The sequence below is a fragment of the Rhizobium sp. BT-226 genome (assembly GCF_025847085.2).
GTDB lineage: Bacteria > Pseudomonadota > Alphaproteobacteria > Rhizobiales > Rhizobiaceae > Rhizobium > Rhizobium sophorae.
This window is the reverse complement of the sequence record NZ_JAOYTI010000002.1, coordinates 1,413,254-1,432,924: the sequence shown is the minus strand read 5'-3', so window position 1 is coordinate 1,432,924 and position 19,671 is coordinate 1,413,254. Positions and strand designations below refer to the sequence as shown.

The following is a 19,671-nucleotide window of genomic DNA, read 5'->3' as shown; positions in this document are numbered from 1 at the left end:
GCGGACTCTGACACCCGAAGCGGAAAATTTGCAAGCCCAGTTTTTGCCCTGATGCCCGAGAAGAAATCCCCTTCTCCCCAGGGGAAGGTCCCCTTCTCCCCTGGAGGGAAAAAGGGGAGATCTATCTCAATAGAGGAAGCCGATGACGTCGCGCACTTGTTGCATCGTCACCTCGGCGCGGGCCCTTGCGCGTTCGCCGCCCTTGCGCAGGATAGCGTCGATATGGCTGGTATCGTCCATCAGCCGGCGCATTTCGCCGGTGATCGGCGCCAGCACGTTGATTGCCAGGTCGACCAGCGCCGGCTTGAAGACGGAGAATTGCTGGCCGCCGAATTCGGCAAGCACGTCCGCCTTCGATTTGTCGGCGAGTGCGGCATAGATCGCCACCAGATTGTCGGCTTCCGGACGGCCCTGCAGCCCGTCGATCTCGCTCGGCAAGCCGTCAGGATCGGTCTTGGCCTTGCGGATCTTCTTCGAGATCGCGTCCTCGTCATCCATCAGGTTGATGCGCGAGAGATCGGAGGGGTCCGACTTCGACATTTTCTTGGTGCCGTCGCGCAGCGACATGACGCGCGGCGCCGGCCCGCCGATCAACGGCTCGACCATCGGGAAATAGGCATGCACCGGCTCGTTGCCGACGGTGATGTCGACGCCGTAACCGGTCCTGCTGATATGCTCGGCATAGTCGAGGTTGAACTTCATCGCGATGTCGCGGGCAAGCTCCAGATGCTGCTTCTGGTCCTCACCAACAGGCACATGGGTGGCGCGATAGACGAGAATGTCGGCGGCCATCAGGCTCGGATAGGCATAGAGCCCGAGCGAGGCCTGCTCGCGGTCCTTGCCGGCCTTGTCCTTGAACTGGGTCATCCGGTTCATCCAGCCGATGCGGGCGACGCAGTTGAAGATCCAGGCGAGTTCGGCATGCTGCGGCACGGCCGACTGATTGAAGACGATATGCTTTTCCGGATCGATGCCCGCGGCGATGAAGGCGGCGGCGATCGAGCGCGTCTGGCTCGGCATGTCCTCATGCACGAGCTGAGCGGTGAGCGCATGCATGTCGACGACGCAGTAGATGCAGTCATTGCCTTCCTGCAGCGCCACGAACCGGCGGATCGCGCCGAGATAGTTGCCGAGATGCAGATTGCCGGTTGGCTGCACGCCGGAGAATACGAGTTTCTTGAATTCGCTCATGTCGTCCTCAATAGGCTGGTGGAGGGCCCACGCTGTCACATTTAAATTGCTGCAGAATGCAGCAGGGCTTTGCGCCCGTGTTGCTAACGCCGCGGCTTATGCACGGGCAACCGGTCGCAATCAAGGGGTTCAGGCAGCCGTGTGCTGGATCAGATCGAAAGTGTTGCCGTAGGGATCCGCAAACACCGCCACCGTGCCGTAAACCTCGTGACGCGGCTCTTCCAGAAAGCGCACGCCGACTGCCAGCATCGCGGCATGGTCGCGGGCGAAGTCGTCGGTCTTCAGAAAGAAGCCGACACGCCCGCCGGTCTGATTGCCGATGGCCGCGCGCTGCGTCTCGTCTGCCGCCTGCGCCAGCAGAAAGGCGGCTCCATCCCCACCCCTCGGCTTCACCACCACCCAGCGCTTGCCCTCCGGCTGCAGCTCGTCCTGCAGGCAATCGAAACCGAGACCATCGCAATAGAAAGCCTTGGCGCGGTCGTAGTCGTCGACAACGAGGGTGACGAGGAAAAGAGACTGGATGGTCATGTGCTGCCTCGCGTTTGAGATGTTTATTCCACTTTTGAGCCGCAATTCCCCGGATTTTAAGCCGAATTGATCAACTGCCTTACTCATAATTGAGTATAAAATTTCACAAAAAAGCTTTTTTTGAACCGAAAATCCTGCGCCTGGTGCTGGCGCCGTTGGGGTCGCTGGATAGCCGATCGGAGCGACCATGCAGAACGCAATTTTGCTCGCCATGGCAGGCCTTTTCGCCTTTCAATCAGCAACGGGTGCCGTCGGTCAAGACATGAAAAGGCATGGAGTTCATCTTGCAAAACATCAGGCACGTCTAGCCTACACGGTCCAGACCGTCAGCGTTCGTGCCGGCTGCTTTCCAGGGCGACTGCGAGCTGTCCTGTCGCATATTGCTGCGAAGACCGGCCGCCGCCCTGTGATAACCTCGGGCCACAGGCCGCATCCCCGCCGCCACGGGTCCCTGCACGGGAAATGTCTGGCGGCCGATTTCAGGATGCCCGGCCTGTCGGAGCGCACGATCATTGCTGCCGCAAGAAGCGCGCCGGGCATCGGCGGCATCGGCAGCTATTGCAACGGCATCATCCATGTCGACGTCGGACCGCAGCGACGATGGGTGGATTGCTGAGGAATCATCCGGTCCGCCTTTTCCCGTTCCGGTTCAGGGTCGCCGATTCAGCGGCGGCGAAAGGACCTGCCGCGACCACCTCTATTGGCCACTCCGGGGCGTCACCGCCACCCGCAGGAGGCGCATGAATAGTTTTGTATCGTCGTCGAGGCTGGAACCATTCCATTGCGCGTGTTTGATCCCATCCATTGCAGCCATCATGATATTGGCCAGTTGAAGAGGCGAGGCTTGCAGCGGTTTGAGATCGATTTCCCTGGTTTCCGCGGCGGCATTCAGCGTCTGCGTCAGCATCGTCAATAGCCGTGTCCGCGCGTCGAGCGTGATATCCGCAGCCAAGGCCATATTGGCGGCAAACAGTTCTTCTGCATCGGAACTGCCGCCAAAAGGGGCGATTAGCTCCCGCTGAAACACGGCTATGGCCATTTCCATGCGGTCAAACGCGTTTCCCTGTCCTGCCAGAGCCGCTCCCACCTCCTCCAGTGCGCGAGTATGCGCTCGCATGGAACCGGCTCGGAAAAGCTCTTCCTTACTGTTGAAGCTCAGATAGAGCGATGCTCGCGAAATTCCTGCGGCGCGCGCAATGTCGGCCATGGAAGTCTTGCGAAAGCCGAAACGCACGAACACCGGCAGGGCAGCATCCAGGATTTGGGTGATTTTCCGATCATTCTGCATCATTTGGACAGACTGACATTTCATGACCACTCTGTCAAAAGACGAGTAGACAACTAATGTTTATCTGTCTAAGTCGATGAAGGCGCATCGATGCGCAGTCAGGAGATACCCGTGAGTATCACGTCAGATAATTCTAACGATGCCACCGTACTGGTGACCGGCATTGGCGGATTTCTCGCAGGCCACATTGCCTTGCAATTGCTCAAGCGGGGGTATCGGGTCAGAGGAAGCCTGCGCCGCATCGGTACAAGCGCGGCGATAGTCGGTCAGCTTGGAGCGCACACCGACGGGCAACTGCAAAAACTCAGTTTGGTGCAGGCCGATCTTGACAGCGATGGCGGTTGGGCTGCGGCTGTCGAGGCATGCGACTATGTCATTCACACCGCATCGCCTTTCCCTCCGGGATATCCCGAAAATGAGAATGCGCTGATCCGGACAGCCCGCGATGGTGCGTTGCGCGTGCTTCGTGAGGCACATCGGGCACGGGTCAAACGTGTGGTTCTGACATCCTCCATAGCTGCCACCAACCATGGCGACGGACAGGCGCCCTTTACCGAAGAGAATTGGACCGACCCGGAAAGCCCGCGGGCGACGCCTTATTACAAATCCAAGACGCTGACCGAGCGGGCTGCGTGGGCTTTTGCTCACGAAGTCGGGCTCGATCTGGCCGTGATCAATCCAAGCGTCATCCTCGGGCCGTTGCTCGGCACAAACTTCGGGACGTCTGTTGGATTGATCCACCAGTTGATGACGGGACGATTCAACGGTATCCCGCGCTTTGGGTTCTCGGTCGTGGATGTGCGCGATACCGCCGATGCCCACATTCGAGCGATGACCGATCCTGCTGCCGGCGGCCAACGGTTCATCATCGGTGGCCGGTTTTTTTGGCTCAAGGACCTTGTGGCCATTCTTGCCCATTCCTTTCCCGACCATGCGTCCCGGCTGCCGTCCGGGGAAGTCCCTGATGAGATCGTTAGGGTCATGGCGCAATCCGACCCCAATGCACGAACCATTGTTCATGAGCTCAATCGCGATCTCAGCGTCAGTGCGGCAAAAGCCCACTGCGTCCTCGGGTGGAGCACACGCCCAGAAGAGGAATGCATCCGCGCCAGCGCCCAGAGCCTCATCGACTTGGGATTGGTGCCGGCCCAGCACGATGCGTAGATTCAAATAGCTTTTGCTTTCAATTGGAGAACGGACATGACAATCCCGACCGTCGACGCATCCTCGCCGGCCAGTGAGGCCAACCTTCTTCGCGAAACGGAGCACGCGAGGCTGCGCGCCCTGGTCAAAGCCGATATTGTTGGGGCACAACAGCTTCACGCTCCGGACTTCCAGCTGATCACGCCAATCGGTGCCGCGCTTTCAAAGGAAGAATATCTAGGTGCGATCGCCTCCGGGCAGATCAAATACCTGACCTGGCAGCCGGCCGATATTGCCGTGCGCCTTTATGACGGGGTCGCCGTTCTTCGATATCGCGCTCAGCTGGAGGTTGTCTTCGGCGGTCACAAGGTCGCTCTCAACGATTACTGGCACACTGACATGTATGAGCGCCATGACGAACGTTGGATGGTTGTCTGGTCGCAAGCCACAGCCATCAACTAGCCAGAGTCACGGTAGTTACGACTGGCCTCACCCGTCCTTAGCTGGCGCCGGCTTGCGGTTCAGATTGCGTCGGATCATGCCGAGATTTGCCCCGCCGACCAGGAAGGCGGCGGCGAAATAGATCAGCATGGCGATTGCAATCAGCAGCCCAAGGGTGCCGATCTTGGTGAGAAGCGGCGCGTCGGAAGCAAGCCACGGCGCCCAATATTGCTTGAGGAAGACGATGGCCGCACCCATGACCGCCGCGGCGACGATCAAAAGGGCGGTGCGCTTTGCCAGCGCCCATTCCCATGTCAGGTGACCGCGGCGCAAAAGTGTGGCGAACAGCAGCACGGTGCTGATCCAGCCGGCGGTGGCTTCGGCAACGGCGATGCCAGGCGCGCCCATATAGGGGAAGAGCGTCAGCGCCGTGGCGCAGTTGGTCGCAACCGCGATGGCCGAAAAGCGCATCGGCGTCTTGGTGTCCTCGCGGGCATAGAAGCCGGGCTGCAGCGCCTTGATCAGCACGAAGGCCGGCAGGCCGATGCCGTAAATCGCCAGGATCGACCCGACGACGGCAGTGTTTTCCTGATGGAAGGCGCCGCGCTCGTAGAGCACGCGGATAATCTCGTCAGACAGGATCCAGAGCGCGAAAGCGGCGGGGATCGTCAGGAACAGCACGAATTCGATCGAGCGGTTCTGCAGGTTTCCGGCCTCGCGCAGGTTGCCGCCCTTCAGCGCCCGGGCCAGTTCCGGCAGAAGCACCACGCCGACGGCGACTCCGACGACGCCGAGCGGCAGCTGATAGATGCGGTCGGCATATTGCAGCGCTGCGATCGCGCCGTCGCGGGACGACGCAATCGCCTGGCCGATCAACTGGTTGATCTGGGTGATGCCGCCGGTCACCGCAGCCGGCACTGCCAGGATCAGCAGCCGCTTGACGTTCGGCGTCATCTTCGGGAAACGGAAGCCGATGCTCATGCCGGCCGCAAGCACGCCGACATAGACGACGGCAAGCTGCAGGCCGCCGGCGGCAAGAACGCCCCAAGAGAGATACCAGGCGGTCGCTAGCGGATCGGCGCCGGTGTAAAGCGCATAAAACAGCGCCCCGATCATCACCACGTTGAGGAAGACGGGTGCGATGGCGGCGGCGAAGAAATGATGCAGCGAATTCAGCATGCCGCTCATCATCGCCGTCAGCGACATGCACATCAGATAGGGAAACATCACGGCCGCCATGCGGATCGTGATCGAGAACTTTTCAGGATCGTCGGCAAAGCCTGGCGCGATGACGAAGCGCACCAGCAGCGGCATGGCAAGCTCCATCACGATGGTGATGAGGAGCAGCACCGAAAACAGCACGCCGAAGACTTCTTCCGAAAAGCGCTTGGCGCCATCCGTGCCGTTCGCCTCGATCTCTTTGGCAAAGAGCGGCACGAAGGCGGCGTTGAAGGCGCCCTCGGCAAACAGCCGGCGGAAGAGATTCGGAAAGCGAAAGGCGGCGTAGAACACGTCGGCCATCGGTCCGGTGCCGAGGGCCGCAGCCATCAGCGTTTCACGGGCGAAGCCGAAGATGCGGCTGCCGAGGGTGGCGCCGCCGACGGTCGCGAATTTCTTGACCAGGCTCATGCGTTTGGGCTCATGCGTGGGGACTCATGCTTTCAAGCTCATATGGGGGAACCGGCCTTCTTGTCGGCGGCAGGCGGGGTCCGGGCGGTGGCGGCGGGTGCGATGATGCCGGAGGGCATGCGCTCGCGCAGCTCGTCTTCTTCCTCGGCCATGACGGCCTTCATCCGGGCGGTGATGTTGGCGCGCTTGCTGTCGCCTGATATTTTCTGGCCGACCAGATCGGTGACGTAGAAGGTGTCGATCACCTTCTCGCCGAAGGTGGTGATGCGGGCCGATTGGATGTCGAGCGACAGATCGGAAAGTACGGCGGTGATCTCCGACAGCAGCCCCGGCCGGTCGAGGCATTCGACTTCGATGACCGTGAACTTGTTCGACAGGCTGTTGGTGATGTTGACCGATGGCGGAATGACGAAGGCCTTGCTTTTCTTGCGGTTGCGCGCGCGTGTCGCGATGACCTCGGGCAGCCGCTTGCGGCCGGACAGCACGTCCTCGATCATCCGGCCGATCGTCGCGGCCCGGCGCAATTCGTCGGCATCGTCGGTGAATTCGCGGCTGACATGGATCGTGTCGAGCGCCCGCCCGTCCGATGTCGTGAAGATCTGCGCGTCGACGATGTTGGCCCCGGCCGCGGCACAGGCGCCGGCGATGACGGCGAGCAACCGCGGATGGTCGGGCGACAGCACGGTGATCTCGGTGATCGCGTGGAAACTGTCGGTGCGCACCGTGGTGGCGAGCGCCTGGCCCGCCTTATCCGCCTGGCGGATGAAATCAGCGTGGCGGATCTGGTCTTCCAGCGGCACGGAGAGCAGATAGGGCTGGTAGTGCAGCTTGGTATAGGTGTTGCGGTCCTTCTGGCTCCAGTCGGCGAGTGCTGAATGCAGCGCCTCGGCGGCGGCATTGGCGCGTTCCTTGCGGGAGACCTCCGAAAAGCCGCCGGCGAGCAGCAGCTCGGTTTCGTAATAGAGCGTGCGCAGCAACTGGCCCTTCCAGCCGTTCCACACACCCGGACCGACGGCGCGGATATCGCAGATCGTCAGGATCAACAGCATCTTCAGCCGATCGAGCGACTGCACGCGGTCGGCGAAATCGGTGATGGTCTTGCGGTCGGTGAGGTCGCGGGTCTGCGCCACCATCGACATGGTCAGATGTTCTTCGATCAGCCAGACGACGATTTCCGTCTGCTTCTGCGACAGGCCGAAGCGGGCGCAGAGCTTGCGGGCGACGCGGGCGCCGGCGATCGAATGATCCTCCTGGCGGCCTTTGGCGATGTCGTGGAGGAGAACGGCGACATAAAGCGCCTCGCGATCCTCGATGCCGGGCATCAGCTTGTTGGCGAGCGGATGCAGATCCTCGGCGCGTCCCTTGTCGATCTCGGAGAGAATGTCGACGGTGCGGATCAGATGTTCGTCGACCGTATAGTGGTGATACATGTTGAACTGCATCATCGCGACAATCTTGCCGAATTCGGGGATGAAGCGGCCAAGCACGCCGGCCTCGTTCATGCGGCGCAGGATGAGCGCGGGATCCCGCTTCGACGTCAGGATCGACATGAACAGCCGGTTGGCCTCGTCGTTTTCCCGCAGGCTGTTGTCAATCAAGGCGAGGGAACGGGTAACGCGTTTCAGCGCGTCCGGATGGAATTCCAGCCCGTTGATGTCGGCGACGTGGAAGAGCCGGATGATGTTGACCGGATCACGCTTGAATACTTCGGGGTCGGCCAGCGCAATGCGGCCGCGGTCTTCGACGAATTCGACGCTGCCGGCAATCTTGCGGTTGCGATGGGTGAAGCGGCTGATGACGCCGGTGAGGCCGGGGATCGACTTCGCCTGCTGGTCTTCAAGTGCGGCACAGAGGATGCGCGTGAGATCGCCGACATCCTTGGCGACGAGGAAATAGTGCTTCATGAAGCGCTCGACGGCCGAAAGGCCCGGGCGGGTGTGATAACCGAAGGCTTCGGCGATCTCGCGCTGGATGTCGAAAGACAGGCGCTCCTCGGCCTTGCCGGTCAGGAAGTGCATATGGCAGCGCACCGCCCAGAGAAAATCGTCGGCTTTCTCAAGCAGACGGTATTCGTGCTTGGACAGCACGCCGAGCTTGACCAGCTCCGCCTGGTCGCGCACGTGATAATAATATTTCGAGATCCAGAACAGCGTATGCAGGTCGCGAAGCCCGCCCTTGCCTTCCTTGACGTTCGGTTCGACGAGATAACGCGTGTCGCCCGCCTTGCGGTGGCGCTCGTCGCGCTCGGCAAGCTTGGCGGCGATGAATTCGGGACCGGTGCCGGTGACGATCTCCTTGTCGAAGCGAGTCTCGAGTTCCGTTTCCAGCCGCTGCAGGCCGCAGATATAGCGCATCTCCAGGATGGCGGTGCGGATCGTCATGTCAGACTTGGAAAGCGCAATGCATTCCTCCACCGTGCGGGTGGCATGGCCGACCTTGAAGCCCATGTCCCAGAGCACGTAGAGCATGAATTCGACCGCCTTGTGCGTCTCTTCGGCCGGCCTCGGCAGGAACAGGAAGAGCAGGTCGATATCGGAGCCCGGCGCCAGCGTGTCGCGGCCGTAGCCGCCGACGGCGGTGACCGCGAACTTGTCCTTCTGCTGCGGAAAGATGTGGGCGGTGGCGAAATTGTAGAGGACGGTGGTGATCTGGTCCTGCAGCCAGGAAATCCGGTAGGCACAATTCAGCCCGCCGCCGTCGGCCATCAGTGCCTCGCGCGCCTTCTGCCGGCCTTCGGTGCTCGCCTTCTTCAGTACCGCCAGAAGATCGGCGCGCAGGACGTCGGGCCGGTTCCGGTTGGCCTCGGCAACGGCGTCACACTGCTTCTGCAAGAGCTCGACGTCGAGGATATTGGAGAAATCGAGGTCGCGCATCGCTATCGCCGGGGCGGTTTCCTGTTCATGCCGGACTGCCGGTTCACGGCCTGCCGCTTGTTTCGTCTGCATGCGCTATAGCCCCTTTGCCCGGCGATTGACACGGGCCTTCATACTGCAAGAACCTTTAAATTTGGCGAAATGGTGTTGGTTCGCCGCAAGAGGCGACGGCGCTTTGACACAAGACGCCGGCTTTCCCGAAAATCGTCAGCCGGCGGCCCGCGCATTCAGCAAATGCAGCACCTGCCGTGTCTCGCGCATGATCTCCTCGAGCGCCTGCCTGTCGCATTCGCGATAGCCGGCCTTGGCAATCGACGTGCCGAGCTCTGAGATCACGGCGCAGCAGCGGGTGATTTTCAGCATGCCAATCGGCGACGTCCAGCCGCGGGCATTGCGGTCCTTATCGGCGCGCCGCATCGTATCGAGCATGGAGCAGATCAGCGAGAGGCGCTCGGTTTCGCGAACCAGTTTTTCCATGAACATGGCGCGCCGCTCCTATTTCAGCTTTTTCTTGAGGTCGTAAAGCGCATCCATTGCCTCGCGCGGCGTCATGTCGTCAAGGCTCATCGCCTTCAGCGCCTCCTCGACCTTGGAGGTCCCGCGGGCCGTTTCCTCGCGGCGCACCGCCACCTGGAAAAGCGGCAGGTCGTCGATCAGCTGGCTCGCCGGGTTCTTGCGGTCGGCATCTTCCAGACGGGTAAGCACGTCGCGGGCGCGTGCCACGACCGAGGCCGGAAGTCCGGCAAGGCGCGCGACCTGGATGCCGTAGGAGCGGTCCGCCGCACCCGGCCCGACCTCGTGCAGGAAAATCACGTCGCCGTCCCATTCCTTGACGCGCATCGTCGCGTTCGATAGCCGGCCAAGCTTTTCCGAAAGAACGGTCAGCTCGTGGAAATGCGTGGCGAAGAGCCCACGGCAGCGATTGGCCTCATGCAGGTGCTCGACGGCGGCCCAGGCGATCGATAGGCCGTCGAACGTAGCGGTGCCGCGGCCGATCTCATCGAGGATGACGAGCGAACGGTCGCTCGCCTGGTTGAGGATCGCCGCCGTTTCCACCATCTCGACCATGAAGGTCGAGCGTCCGCGCGCCAGATCATCGGAGGCGCCGACGCGCGAGAAAAGCCGGTCGACGATGCCGATATGGGCCGATGTCGCCGGCACGAAGGAGCCCATCTGCGCCAGGATTGATATCAGCGCGTTCTGGCGCAGGAAGGTCGACTTGCCGCCCATGTTCGGGCCGGTCAGCAGCCAGATCGCCCCGTCCCGGTCGCCGGTCCTGGGCGACAGATCGCAATGATTGGCGACGAAGGGGCCGCCCGCCTGCCGCCGCAGCGCCTGCTCGACGACCGGATGGCGCCCGCCCTCGATGGCAAACATCTTCGAGCCGTCGACCTGCGGGCGGCAATAAGCCTGCTCCTCGGCGAGAAGCGCCAAGCCTGCGGCGACGTCGATGACGGCGAGCGCCCGGGCGCCCGACTTGATCGCCTCGGCTTCCGCAACGACGGCCGCTGTCATTCTGTCGAAGGCTTCGAGTTCGATTGTCAGCGCCTGGTCGGCGGCATTGGCGATGCGGCTTTCGAGGTCGGCAAGTTCGGTCGTGGTGAAGCGCATGGCGTTCGCCATGGTCTGGCGGTGGATGAAGCGGGCCTTCGCCTCCGCCGTCTCCGTCATCGGCGAGGCGTTGCCGGCGGTGACTTCGATGAAATAACCGAGGACGTTATTGTGCTTGATCTTCAGCGACCGGATGCCGGTCTCCTCGGCATATTGCAATTGCAGGCCGGCGATGACGCGACGCGACTGGTCGCGCAGTGCCCGGACCTCGTCGAGCTCGGCGCTGGCGCCGTCGCGCAGGAAGCCGCCATCGCGTTTCAACAGCGGCAATTCGTCGGCGAGCGTTTCGGCAAGCAGCTTTTCCAGTGCCGCGGGAAGGGCCTGCAGGCCGGATAGCGCCTGGCCGAGCTCTTCGGGCAGCATCGCCTTGCCGAGCATGGCCGCAACTCCGCCCGCCGCGTCAAGGCCCTGGCGGATCGCCCAGAGATCGCGCGGGCCGCCGCGGTCGAGCGCCAGGCGCGACAGGGCGCGCGGCATGTCGGGCACATGTTTCAGCGTGTCGCGCAGATTGCCGCAGAGCAGGGGTTCGTCGATCAGGAAGCCGATCGAATCGAGCCGCGCATTGATGCGGGCGGGGTCGGTCAGCGGCGACATCAGCCGCTCGGCAAGAAGCCTGGCGCCGCCGCCGGTGACAGTGCGGTCGATCGCCTTCAAGAGCGAACCGTTGCGATCGCCCGAAAGCGTGCGGGCAAGCTCGAGATTGGCGCGGGTGGCGGGGTCGATGAACAGCGTCGAGGCCGCACTTTCCCGCTCCGGCTTTCCAAGCGGCGGCCGCTCGGCAATCTGCGTCTTCTCGACATAGGCGACGGCGGCGGCGGCCGCCGCCAGCTCGGCGCGTGAGAAGGTGCCGAAGCCGTCGAGCGTCGCGACGCCGAAATACCGCGCGATCCGGCCTTCAGCACTGGCGCTGTCGAAGAGCACGGCCGGCTGCGGCACGGCTGTCCGGCCGAGCACGTCGAAGACTAGCTTGAGTTCGGGATCGTGGAAGATCGTATCGGGCAGGATGAGTTCGCGCGGATCGATGCGCAGAATATCGGCAAGCAAGCGCGAGGCTTCGGTCTCGGCAAGCCGGAAGACGCCTGTGGAAATATCGATCCAGGCAAGCGCCAGCAGGGCCTCGCCGCTGGCGCGAATGCGGGTCAGCGCCATCAGATAGTTGGATTCCGAGGGCGAAAGCAGCTTTTCCTCAGTGATCGTGCCGGGTGTGACCAGGCGGACGACGTCACGCTTGACGACGGATTTCCCGCCGCGTTTCTTCGCTTCGGCCGGATCCTCGATCTGCTCGCAGACGGCGACGCGGAAGCCGAGCGAAATCAGCTTCTGCAGATAATCGTCGGCCGCATGCACCGGAACGCCGCACATCGGGATATCCTGGCCCATGTGCTGGCCGCGCTTGGTCAGCGTGATACCGAGCGCGCGTGAGGCTTCCAGCGCATCCTCGAAGAACAGCTCGTAGAAATCGCCCATGCGATAGAACAGAAGCGAACCGGGATTGTTCGCCTTGATCTCGATATATTGCTCCATCATCGGCGTCGCCGAGGCACGGCTTTCCGCCGTGGCGAGCTCGGCAGCCGAAAAGGCCTCATTCCCTGTGTCTATTCGTGCGTTCACGGAGGTGGAGTTTTTCCCAAAAAAACAGGTGCCAACCCTATCCGCGCGCCGCTATAGATGACAACAGCATTTGAGGAAGAGCAAAGCGTCGCCCACAGGACGTTGGAGGATTTATGCCCGATATTGATAAGAAGGACCGGCCGGTGACCTCGGTTACCGACCAGGAGGCGCTCGAATTTCACGCAATGGGCCGGCCCGGCAAGCTGGAGATCAACCCGACCAAGCCGATGGCGACGCAGCGCGATCTCTCTCTCGCCTATTCGCCGGGTGTTGCGGTGCCCGTCAAGGCAATCGCCGCCGATCCGCAGACGGCCTACGATTATACGGCGCGGGGCAATATGGTTGCCGTCATTTCCAACGGCACGGCGATCCTCGGCCTCGGCAATCTCGGCGCACTGGCGTCCAAGCCCGTCATGGAAGGCAAGGCGGTGCTGTTCAAACGCTTCGCCGATGTCGATTCCATCGACCTCGAGATCGATACGGAAAATGTCGATGAGTTCATCAACTGCGTACGTTTCCTCGGTCCTTCCTTCGGCGGTATCAACCTCGAGGATATCAAGGCGCCGGATTGTTTCGTCATCGAAAGCCGGCTGCGCGAGCTGATGGACATTCCGGTGTTCCATGACGACCAGCATGGAACGGCGATCATCGCCGCCGCCGGCCTGATCAACGCGCTTGAGCTGACCGGCCGCGACCTGAAAACGACGAAACTCGTCTGCAACGGTGCCGGTGCTGCGGCGATCGCCTGCGTCGAACTCATCAAGGCGATGGGTTTTGCGCCTGAGAACGTCATCCTCTGCGATACCAAGGGCGTCATCTACCAGGGCCGCACCGAGGGCATGAACCAGTGGAAATCCGCGCATGCGGCAAAGACCGACATGCGCACGCTGGAAGAGGCGATGAAGGGCGCGGACGTCGTTTTCGGCCTGTCGCAGAAGGGCGCGTTTTCGGCCAAGATGATCCGCTCGATGGCGGAGCGGCCGATCATCTTCGCGATGGCCAATCCCGATCCCGAGATTACACCGGAAGAGGTGGCCCGCATCCGCGACGACGCCATCATGGCGACCGGTCGTTCGGACTATCCGAACCAGGTCAACAACGTCCTCGGCTTTCCCTATATCTTCCGCGGCGCTCTCGATGTCCGTGCCTCCACAATCAACGACGCGATGAAAATTGCCGCCGTCAACGCGCTGGCAAACCTGGCCCGCGAGGACGTTCCGGATGACGTGGTGGCCGCCTATCAGGGCAACCGGCCGCGTTTCGGGGCGCAATACATCATCCCCGTTCCCTTCGATCCCAGGCTGATCTCGGCGATCCCGGTCGCGGTCGCGCAGGCCGCGATCGAAAGCGGCGTCGCCCGCAAGGTCATCACCGACATGGCCGGTTATGCCCGCGAGCTTTCGGCGCGCCGCGATCCGATCGCCTCGACGCTTGCCAGCCTTTATGAGCGTGTCCGTCGCCGCCCGAAGCGGATCGTCTTTGCCGAGGCCGAGGAGGAACAGGTCCTGCGTGCGGCGATGTCCTATGCCAACCAGCAGCTCGGCACCGCCATCCTGCTCGGCCGCGAGGACCTGATTCGGGCGACGGCGGAACGTGCCGGCATCGATCTCAACCGGCCGGGCCTCGAAATCGTCAATGCCCGGCTTTCGACCCGGGTCGAGGCCTATATCGACTATCTCTATGCGCGGCTGCAGCGGCACGGTTATCTCCACCGCGACGCCCAGCGGCTGATCCATAACGACCGCAACCACTTCGCCGCCACCATGGTGGCGCTCGGCGACGCCGACGGCATGGTGACGGGCATCACCCGAAACTATTCGACGGCGCTCGAAGATGTGCGCCGCTGCATCGACGAGAAGCCCGGCCACCGCGTCATCGGCGTATCCCTGGCGCTCTGCCGCGGCCGCACGGTCTTCGTCGCCGATACGGCAGTGCACGACATGCCGACGGCCGAGCAGCTTGCCGACATCGCCGAGGAAGCTGCAGGTCTCGCAAGGCGCATGGGTTATCCGCCGCGTGTCGCCATGCTGGCCTATTCCACCTTCGGCCATCCCTCGGGCGAACGCTCCGAGCGGGTGCGCGAGGCGGTAAAGATCCTCGACAAGCGCCGCGTCGATTTCGAATATGATGGCGAGATGGCGGCCGATGTCGCTCTGAACCGCAAGGTGATGGAGCAATATCCGTTCTGCCGCCTCTCCGGGCCGGCCAACGTGCTGGTCATGCCGGCTTTCCACTCGGCCTCGATCTCGACGAAGATGCTGCAGGAACTCGGCGGCTCGACGGTGATCGGCCCGATCCTCGTCGGCCTCGACAAGCCGGTGCAGATCACCTCGATGGGCGCCAAGGATTCCGACATCGTCAACATGGCGGCGATCGCCGCCTACGGCGGTTCGTAAACTCCTCCGCGCATATGAGATGGCATTCCGTGCCCGGCCGACCGCCCGTCGGCCGGGCACAGCGTTTTTGTGGATTGTCCTTACCCGGCTTCGCATAGGCTGCGATTTACGCTAAGCTGCCGATTGAACTGATTCGAGGGGGATTTTGCTTCTTGCGAAATCCAGATCCTTAAACTAAGTTGATTGAACTAAGTTTATGGATGCCGAAGCGACATGCGAATCATCAACATCCATGAGGCAAAGACTCATCTGTCGCGGCTCGTCGAAAACGCCGCGAACGGTGAGGTCTTCGTGATCGCCAAGGCCGGCAAGCCGCTGGTCAAGGTGGTGCCGCTCGATGCCGGCGGTGCGCAGCAGATCCGGCGTGTGGGTTTCCTGAAGGGGCGGATCTCTGTGCCGGATGATTTCGACCGCATGGATCTGCAGGATGTCGCAAGGTTTTCAGAGCCGCGATGAAGCTCCTGCTCGACACGCTGCTGCTGATCTGGCTTGCGGAGGATTCGTCGAAACTGCCGACTGCTGCGAAGGAGCTGGTCGCCGATCCCCTCAACCAGCTGTTCTTCAGTCCCGCAAGCTTTGGTGAACTCAGCGCCAAGCGCGCCGTCGGCCGCGACGATTTCAATCTCGATCCGCCGCTCTTCTACCGTGCCCTCATCGACAACGACTATTGCGAATTGCCGATCACCGTCATGCATACGCTGGCGGTGCATCGATTGCCGGCAATCCACGCCGACCCCTTCGACCGGATCCTCATCGCGCAGTCGATCGTCGAGGGCATTCAGTTGCTGACGACGGATGAGACCGTCGCGCTCTATCCCGGCCCGATCCGGCTCTTCCGTTAGCGCTCGTCCAGTCCGGCCGGACGACGGCGCTCAGCTGACGAAGGCGATCAGATTGCCGTCGGGATCGCGAACAATGAAAGTCTGGGCACCCCATGGCTCGATTCTCAAGCCCTGATGGAACGGGACCTCAGCTCTCGTATATTCCAGGAACAGTGCTTTGGCGTCGTCAAGCGTGATGGTTGCCGAAAGCGCGTCTTCCTCATGAAGCCGGAAATCCGGATGGAGAAAAGGCATGTCGACTGAGCGAAGATTGAGCCGCGCCGCACCCCGGAAGACCTGAGCATAGAAGGCGGGCTCGCCATAGGCGAAGGCAAGCTCAAAGCCGAGCTTGCCGATATAGAATTCGCAGGAGCTGCCGATATCCCGGACGAAGAGTTGCGGTTGCGCGTCGATGAATGTCGGTGTCGAAACTTTTGATTGTTGAGGCGTGTTCATCAAGGTCAGTCCCTGTTTCAGCGCCGTCCAGCTTTCGAAACCTTCCTTTGCCGCAACGAGCTCCTGCGCATCGGCGAGCTTGAACGCGCAGTCGAGAATCTGCCGATCGTCCAGGCCGCTGTAACGGGGGAGCCACCGCCGGATTTCGGCGGCGACAGGATGATACCTGTTCTGATGCCAACGTTTATAGAGCTTGGCTCTCTTGCGGAGGTTTTCAAAATTCGACATGGCGCATGGTTGAGATGTGTGGGCGGGCATAGCCCAGCCGGCACAATGCCGATGCGCCCCACGGAAAACGCGATGTCAGGATGAAGGGATGGCGGGGGATCGTCAAGCCTTACAACGCCGCGCCTTTTTTTCAGACGCGCAAAGGACGCTGCAACACTTTGAATTGCCGCCGGTCCTTGGCGTTTAGCTCGCGAAGCGGCCGGCGTCGGCGCCGTAATAATTCAGGTAGCGGTCCGAAATGCTGGAGATCGGCAGCACGATCAGCACGTCGGTCGTGTTGAAGGCATGATCGACGACCGCGTGGGAGCCGACCATCGCACCGAGGCGCAGATAGCCCTTAATCAGCGGCGGCAGGGCCATCAGCGCCCGCTTCGGGTTGATGGCCTCGATCGGCATCAGGTCCATGTTGCGGGCCAGATGCGGAAGGGCGCCGACGGCCCATTCGTTCTTCGCCAGCACATTGTGGTAGAGGAAGGACAGCGCCAGCGCGTGGCTTTCGAGATAGACGCCGGGGAAAGAGGCGCAGCCGAACATGGCGCTGACGCCATGCTTCAGGGCGTAGGCCCAGTTGCCCTGCCACAGGAGTTCGACGGTGCGCTTGGTGCGGTATTCCGGCAGCACGCAGGAGCGGCCGAGCTCCATGAAGCGCTTGTCCGGATGTTTGGCGATAAGGCCCTCGATTTCGAATTCGGAAGCCGAGTAAAAACCGCCATTGGCGATGGCGACATCCTGGCGCAACAGCCTGTAGGTGCCGACGATCTGGTCTTCGGGATCGCCCTCGATCGAGCGGTCGAGAACGAGAAGATGATCGCAGACGGCGTCGTAGGCGTCGACATCGCGCTGGCGGCGCATGGCGTCCAGCGGCAGCTGCGCTTTCATTTCGTCGACGAAGACCCGGTAGCGCACGGCCTGGGCGGCATCGATCTCGCGTGCCGTGCGGGCAAGGCGGGTCTCCAGATTGCCGATGCGGCCGAGGATATCGCCGTCCTTCTGTACAGCAGCCGTCGAGGGCCGTGCTGCCTCCGCGGTGGTGTCACGATTCAGGATGTCGATGGCGGACATGACGATTCTCCCGTTGCCGGCTTATCGACGCCATAAAACACTTCTCTACGACAGGAAAGTGACATTTTGAATTTCCAAGCGCAAGAAGCGTGCCGGTTTCCGAGGCGCTCAGCGCGCCTCTGCCCGACGGGCGGAAAGGGCGGCGACTGCCTGAACTTCGGTCAGCAGCCGAACCGGATCAACCGGCTTTATCATGACGCGGTTGGCGCCGTTGAGCAAGACTTGGCGGCGCGATTCGTCGCTCTTGTCGGCAGTCAGCACGATCACCGGCACAGAGGCGAGATCGAGCCGCCGCTCGTGGCCGCGCAGGCGTCCCAGCATGTCGATGCCGTTGCCGCCAGGCATCGAGAGATCGCTGATGATGATATCGGGCCGGGCATTGGCCTCGCAGAGCGCGCAGTCGAGCAGCGCCTCGAAATCTTCGACATGGCGCACCTTATGCCCGCCCTTTTCCAGAACGACACGCACCAGCATGGCATTGATCGGATCGTCTTCGCCGAGCAGGATGCTGAGCCCACTGGCGGCAACCAGCGTCTCCGCCACTGAAAGGCCGAAGCCCGGCTGGTTGTCGTTCAACGCGTCGCGCTTCTCCATGCCGCGCATGCGCCCGCGCAGCACGTCGATCAGCGACTGTTCGCGCAGCGGCCGGATGAGCCAGGCATCGAAGAGGTCGAGCGGATGGGCGCTGCGCTCTTCCGGATTGACGAGCAGGACCTTGCGCAAGCCAAGTGCGGCGATTTCGGCGCGATCGGCAAGATGGGCGGAAAATTCCTCCGACATGCGATGGTCGATGATAATATCGGTCGGCCGCTTTCCGCCTTTTGCCAAGCCGAGCAGCGTTGCCCGCGCGCTTTCGCCGTCGGCGACGAGATGGCAGAGGCCGCCGAGCGCGGTGATCGTCTCGGCGATGGCGGCGCGCGCCGCACCTGCCGGCGCCAAAAGCACGACGCTGTTGCCGGCAAGCAGCGTGTTTCGCCGGTCGGGGCGCTCGCTGCCGATATCGATGGGGAAGCGAATGGTGAATTCGCTTCCTCTGCCCTTTTCGCTGGCAACCGTCAGCGCGCCGTTGAATTCGCGCATGATGCGGGCGGAGATCGCAAGGCCGAGCCCGGTCCCGCTGCTCTTGTCGGCAACGCTCCCGCCCTGCTCGAACTCGCCGAAGACGCGCGCCTGCTCCTCCGCCGTCATGCCGGGACCGCTATCCGTGACGGTGATCGATAGGTCGTCCGCGTCGAGCGACACGCGGATGAAGACGCCGCCAACCTGGGTGAACTTCACGGCGTTGCCGATAACGTTGAACAGAACCTGGCGCAGCCGCGCCGGGTCGAAGCTCATATTTTCGGGCACGTCGGATGACACGGTGGCGCCGATCTCGATACCCTTTTCATGCGCCCGGTGGGCGAGCATCTCGACGACGCTTTCCAAGAGCTTGCGCAGCGATTCCGAGCGCGGATGCAGCGCGAAACGGCCGACCTCGATCGTGGAGAAATCGAGCAGGTCCTCGACCAGCTGCGTCAGTGCGTGGCCGGATTGGCGGATATTCGCCAGATAGTCCTGCTGCTCCTGCGTCAGCCGCGTCTCGGCGAGCAAGTGTGTCATGCCGAGGATGCCGGAAAGCGGCGTGCGCACCTCGTGGCTGACGGTGGCAAGCAGCCTCGATTTGGCGGCGCTGTTATATTCGGCCTTCTGGCGGGCCTCCTCGCGGCCCTGCGCGATCAGCCGCTCGTCGGTCACGTCGCGGGCAACGCTCTGCAGCAGCAGACGGCCGTTCGCCGGGTCGCGGGTGACGACGTCGCGCCAGAGGAAGATACGCTGGCCCTCCGGCGTCGAGATCTCGACATCGTAGCAATGCGGTATCGGACCGGGGCGGAAGGCAAGCCCGATCTCCTCGCAGGTGCGTCCTTCCGGACGCAACCGCCCGGTCAGGCGGCGAAAAGTATCGTTGGCGGAGATGATGCGCCGGTCCATGGTGCGGCCGACCGTAATATCGCCGAGCACGTCGTGCACGTCGGCGAACAGCTTTGCGCCGACGTTCCAATCCGGCATGGGTTGACCGGGGCGCTGTCCGGCCCCGCGCGAGCGAACCATCAGCAAGGCATAACTGGCGATGACGGCAAGGCCAAGAACGACGAGACCGCCCGAAAGCAGCAGCGGATCGCCGGCATGGGCAAGCAGCATCAGGATCGTTGCGGCAAGAAGGCCGGCGCCGCCAAGCCAGTAGAACAGCAGGCGCCGTGTCGGTGCAGGCCCGCCCTGGCGGTCATCGGCACCCCGGGGTGCCGCTGCGTTCGGCCGTGAGAAGACCGCCTCCATCCGCTTTTCATGCGGCTTGGCGGCGGGTCCACCGAAGGCGGCGGACAATCTTTCGTGCAACTGTCCCAGGTTCTGCATGC

16 protein-coding genes are annotated in these 19,671 nt (G+C 62.4%); 6 read left to right on the top strand and 10 right to left on the bottom strand.

Annotated features, from left to right (window positions below; translation table 11 throughout):
- Positions 1 to 126 precede the first annotated feature (126 nt).
- Both trpS and OIU37_RS17300 read right to left on the bottom strand, forming a co-directional pair.
- Positions 127 to 1,191: a tryptophan--tRNA ligase gene (trpS, locus tag OIU37_RS17305; RefSeq protein WP_017995867.1), complete on the bottom strand. Its 1,065-nt coding sequence runs from the start codon at positions 1,189 to 1,191 to the stop codon at positions 127 to 129.
- A 129-nt stretch (positions 1,192 to 1,320) separates the two neighbouring features.
- Positions 1,321 to 1,719, bottom strand: a complete 399-nt coding sequence (locus OIU37_RS17300) for a VOC family protein (protein WP_025392899.1) — start codon at positions 1,717 to 1,719, stop codon at positions 1,321 to 1,323.
- A 187-nt stretch (positions 1,720 to 1,906) separates the two neighbouring features.
- Here OIU37_RS17300 and OIU37_RS17295 point away from each other — a divergent pair, with 187 nt between their 5' ends.
- On the top strand, positions 1,907 to 2,335 hold the full coding sequence (locus OIU37_RS17295) for a D-Ala-D-Ala carboxypeptidase family metallohydrolase (protein WP_264258137.1): 429 nt from the start codon (positions 1,907 to 1,909) through the stop codon (positions 2,333 to 2,335).
- An 81-nt stretch (positions 2,336 to 2,416) separates the two neighbouring features.
- Here the strand turns inward: OIU37_RS17295 and OIU37_RS17290 are convergent, their stop codons facing one another.
- Positions 2,417 to 3,010 carry a TetR/AcrR family transcriptional regulator gene (locus OIU37_RS17290; protein WP_264258136.1) on the bottom strand — a complete coding sequence of 198 codons (594 nt, stop codon included), beginning with the start codon at positions 3,008 to 3,010 and terminating at the stop codon, positions 2,417 to 2,419.
- A gap of 108 nt (positions 3,011 to 3,118) precedes the next feature.
- Here OIU37_RS17290 and OIU37_RS17285 point away from each other — a divergent pair, with 108 nt between their 5' ends.
- Positions 3,119 to 4,171 (top strand): aldehyde reductase, encoded by a 1,053-nt coding sequence (locus tag OIU37_RS17285; RefSeq protein WP_264258135.1) that lies wholly within the window; start codon positions 3,119 to 3,121, stop codon positions 4,169 to 4,171.
- 36 nt (positions 4,172 to 4,207) lie between these two features.
- Positions 4,208 to 4,612, top strand: a complete 405-nt coding sequence (locus tag OIU37_RS17280; protein WP_264258134.1) for a nuclear transport factor 2 family protein — start codon at positions 4,208 to 4,210, stop codon at positions 4,610 to 4,612.
- A 27-nt stretch (positions 4,613 to 4,639) separates the two neighbouring features.
- Here the strand turns inward: OIU37_RS17280 and murJ are convergent, their stop codons facing one another.
- The 4 genes from murJ to mutS all read right to left on the bottom strand — a co-directional run bounded on the left by murJ (position 4,640) and on the right by mutS (position 12,315).
- A complete protein-coding gene (gene murJ / locus OIU37_RS17275) occupies positions 4,640 to 6,220 on the bottom strand; it encodes a murein biosynthesis integral membrane protein MurJ (RefSeq protein ID WP_264258133.1) in 1,581 nt (526 codons plus the stop codon).
- Between the two features lie 38 nt (positions 6,221 to 6,258).
- Positions 6,259 to 9,165 (bottom strand): [protein-PII] uridylyltransferase, encoded by a 2,907-nt coding sequence (locus tag OIU37_RS17270; RefSeq protein ID WP_264258132.1) that lies wholly within the window; start codon positions 9,163 to 9,165, stop codon positions 6,259 to 6,261.
- A gap of 135 nt (positions 9,166 to 9,300) precedes the next feature.
- Positions 9,301 to 9,576 carry a hypothetical protein gene (locus OIU37_RS17265; protein ID WP_003544896.1) on the bottom strand — a complete coding sequence of 92 codons (276 nt, stop codon included), beginning with the start codon at positions 9,574 to 9,576 and terminating at the stop codon, positions 9,301 to 9,303.
- 12 nt (positions 9,577 to 9,588) lie between these two features.
- On the bottom strand, positions 9,589 to 12,315 hold the full coding sequence (gene mutS, locus OIU37_RS17260; protein WP_264258131.1) for a DNA mismatch repair protein MutS: 2,727 nt from the start codon (positions 12,313 to 12,315) through the stop codon (positions 9,589 to 9,591).
- Between the two features lie 113 nt (positions 12,316 to 12,428).
- Here mutS and OIU37_RS17255 point away from each other — a divergent pair, with 113 nt between their 5' ends.
- The 3 genes from OIU37_RS17255 (at position 12,429) to OIU37_RS17245 (ending at position 15,553) form a co-directional block, all read left to right on the top strand.
- Positions 12,429 to 14,711: an NADP-dependent malic enzyme gene (locus OIU37_RS17255; RefSeq protein WP_264258130.1), complete on the top strand. Its 2,283-nt coding sequence runs from the start codon at positions 12,429 to 12,431 to the stop codon at positions 14,709 to 14,711.
- Positions 14,712 to 14,924: 213 nt separating this feature from the next.
- Positions 14,925 to 15,167: a type II toxin-antitoxin system Phd/YefM family antitoxin gene (locus OIU37_RS17250; RefSeq protein WP_182210600.1), complete on the top strand. Its 243-nt coding sequence runs from the start codon at positions 14,925 to 14,927 to the stop codon at positions 15,165 to 15,167.
- Positions 15,164 to 15,553, top strand: a complete 390-nt coding sequence (locus tag OIU37_RS17245; RefSeq protein ID WP_264258129.1) for a type II toxin-antitoxin system VapC family toxin — start codon at positions 15,164 to 15,166, stop codon at positions 15,551 to 15,553. The genes OIU37_RS17250 and OIU37_RS17245 overlap by 4 nt, the downstream gene beginning before the upstream one ends.
- 30 nt (positions 15,554 to 15,583) lie before the next feature.
- On the opposite strand, the gene OIU37_RS17240 is transcribed toward OIU37_RS17245, so the two are convergent.
- The 3 genes from OIU37_RS17240 to OIU37_RS17230 all read right to left on the bottom strand — a co-directional run bounded on the left by OIU37_RS17240 (position 15,584) and on the right by OIU37_RS17230 (position 19,669).
- Entirely contained in the window at positions 15,584 to 16,216 is a 633-nt protein-coding gene (locus OIU37_RS17240) for a VOC family protein (protein ID WP_180693952.1), read from the bottom strand.
- A gap of 183 nt (positions 16,217 to 16,399) precedes the next feature.
- Positions 16,400 to 17,278, bottom strand: coding sequence for a GNAT family N-acetyltransferase (locus OIU37_RS17235; protein WP_264258128.1), 879 nt, complete (start codon positions 17,276 to 17,278; stop codon positions 16,400 to 16,402).
- Positions 17,279 to 17,386: 108 nt separating this feature from the next.
- The gene (locus tag OIU37_RS17230; RefSeq protein ID WP_264258127.1) at positions 17,387 to 19,669 is read right to left on the bottom strand and encodes an ATP-binding protein; all 2,283 of its coding nucleotides are present in this window, start codon (positions 19,667 to 19,669) and stop codon (positions 17,387 to 17,389) included.
- Positions 19,670 to 19,671 lie beyond the last annotated feature (2 nt).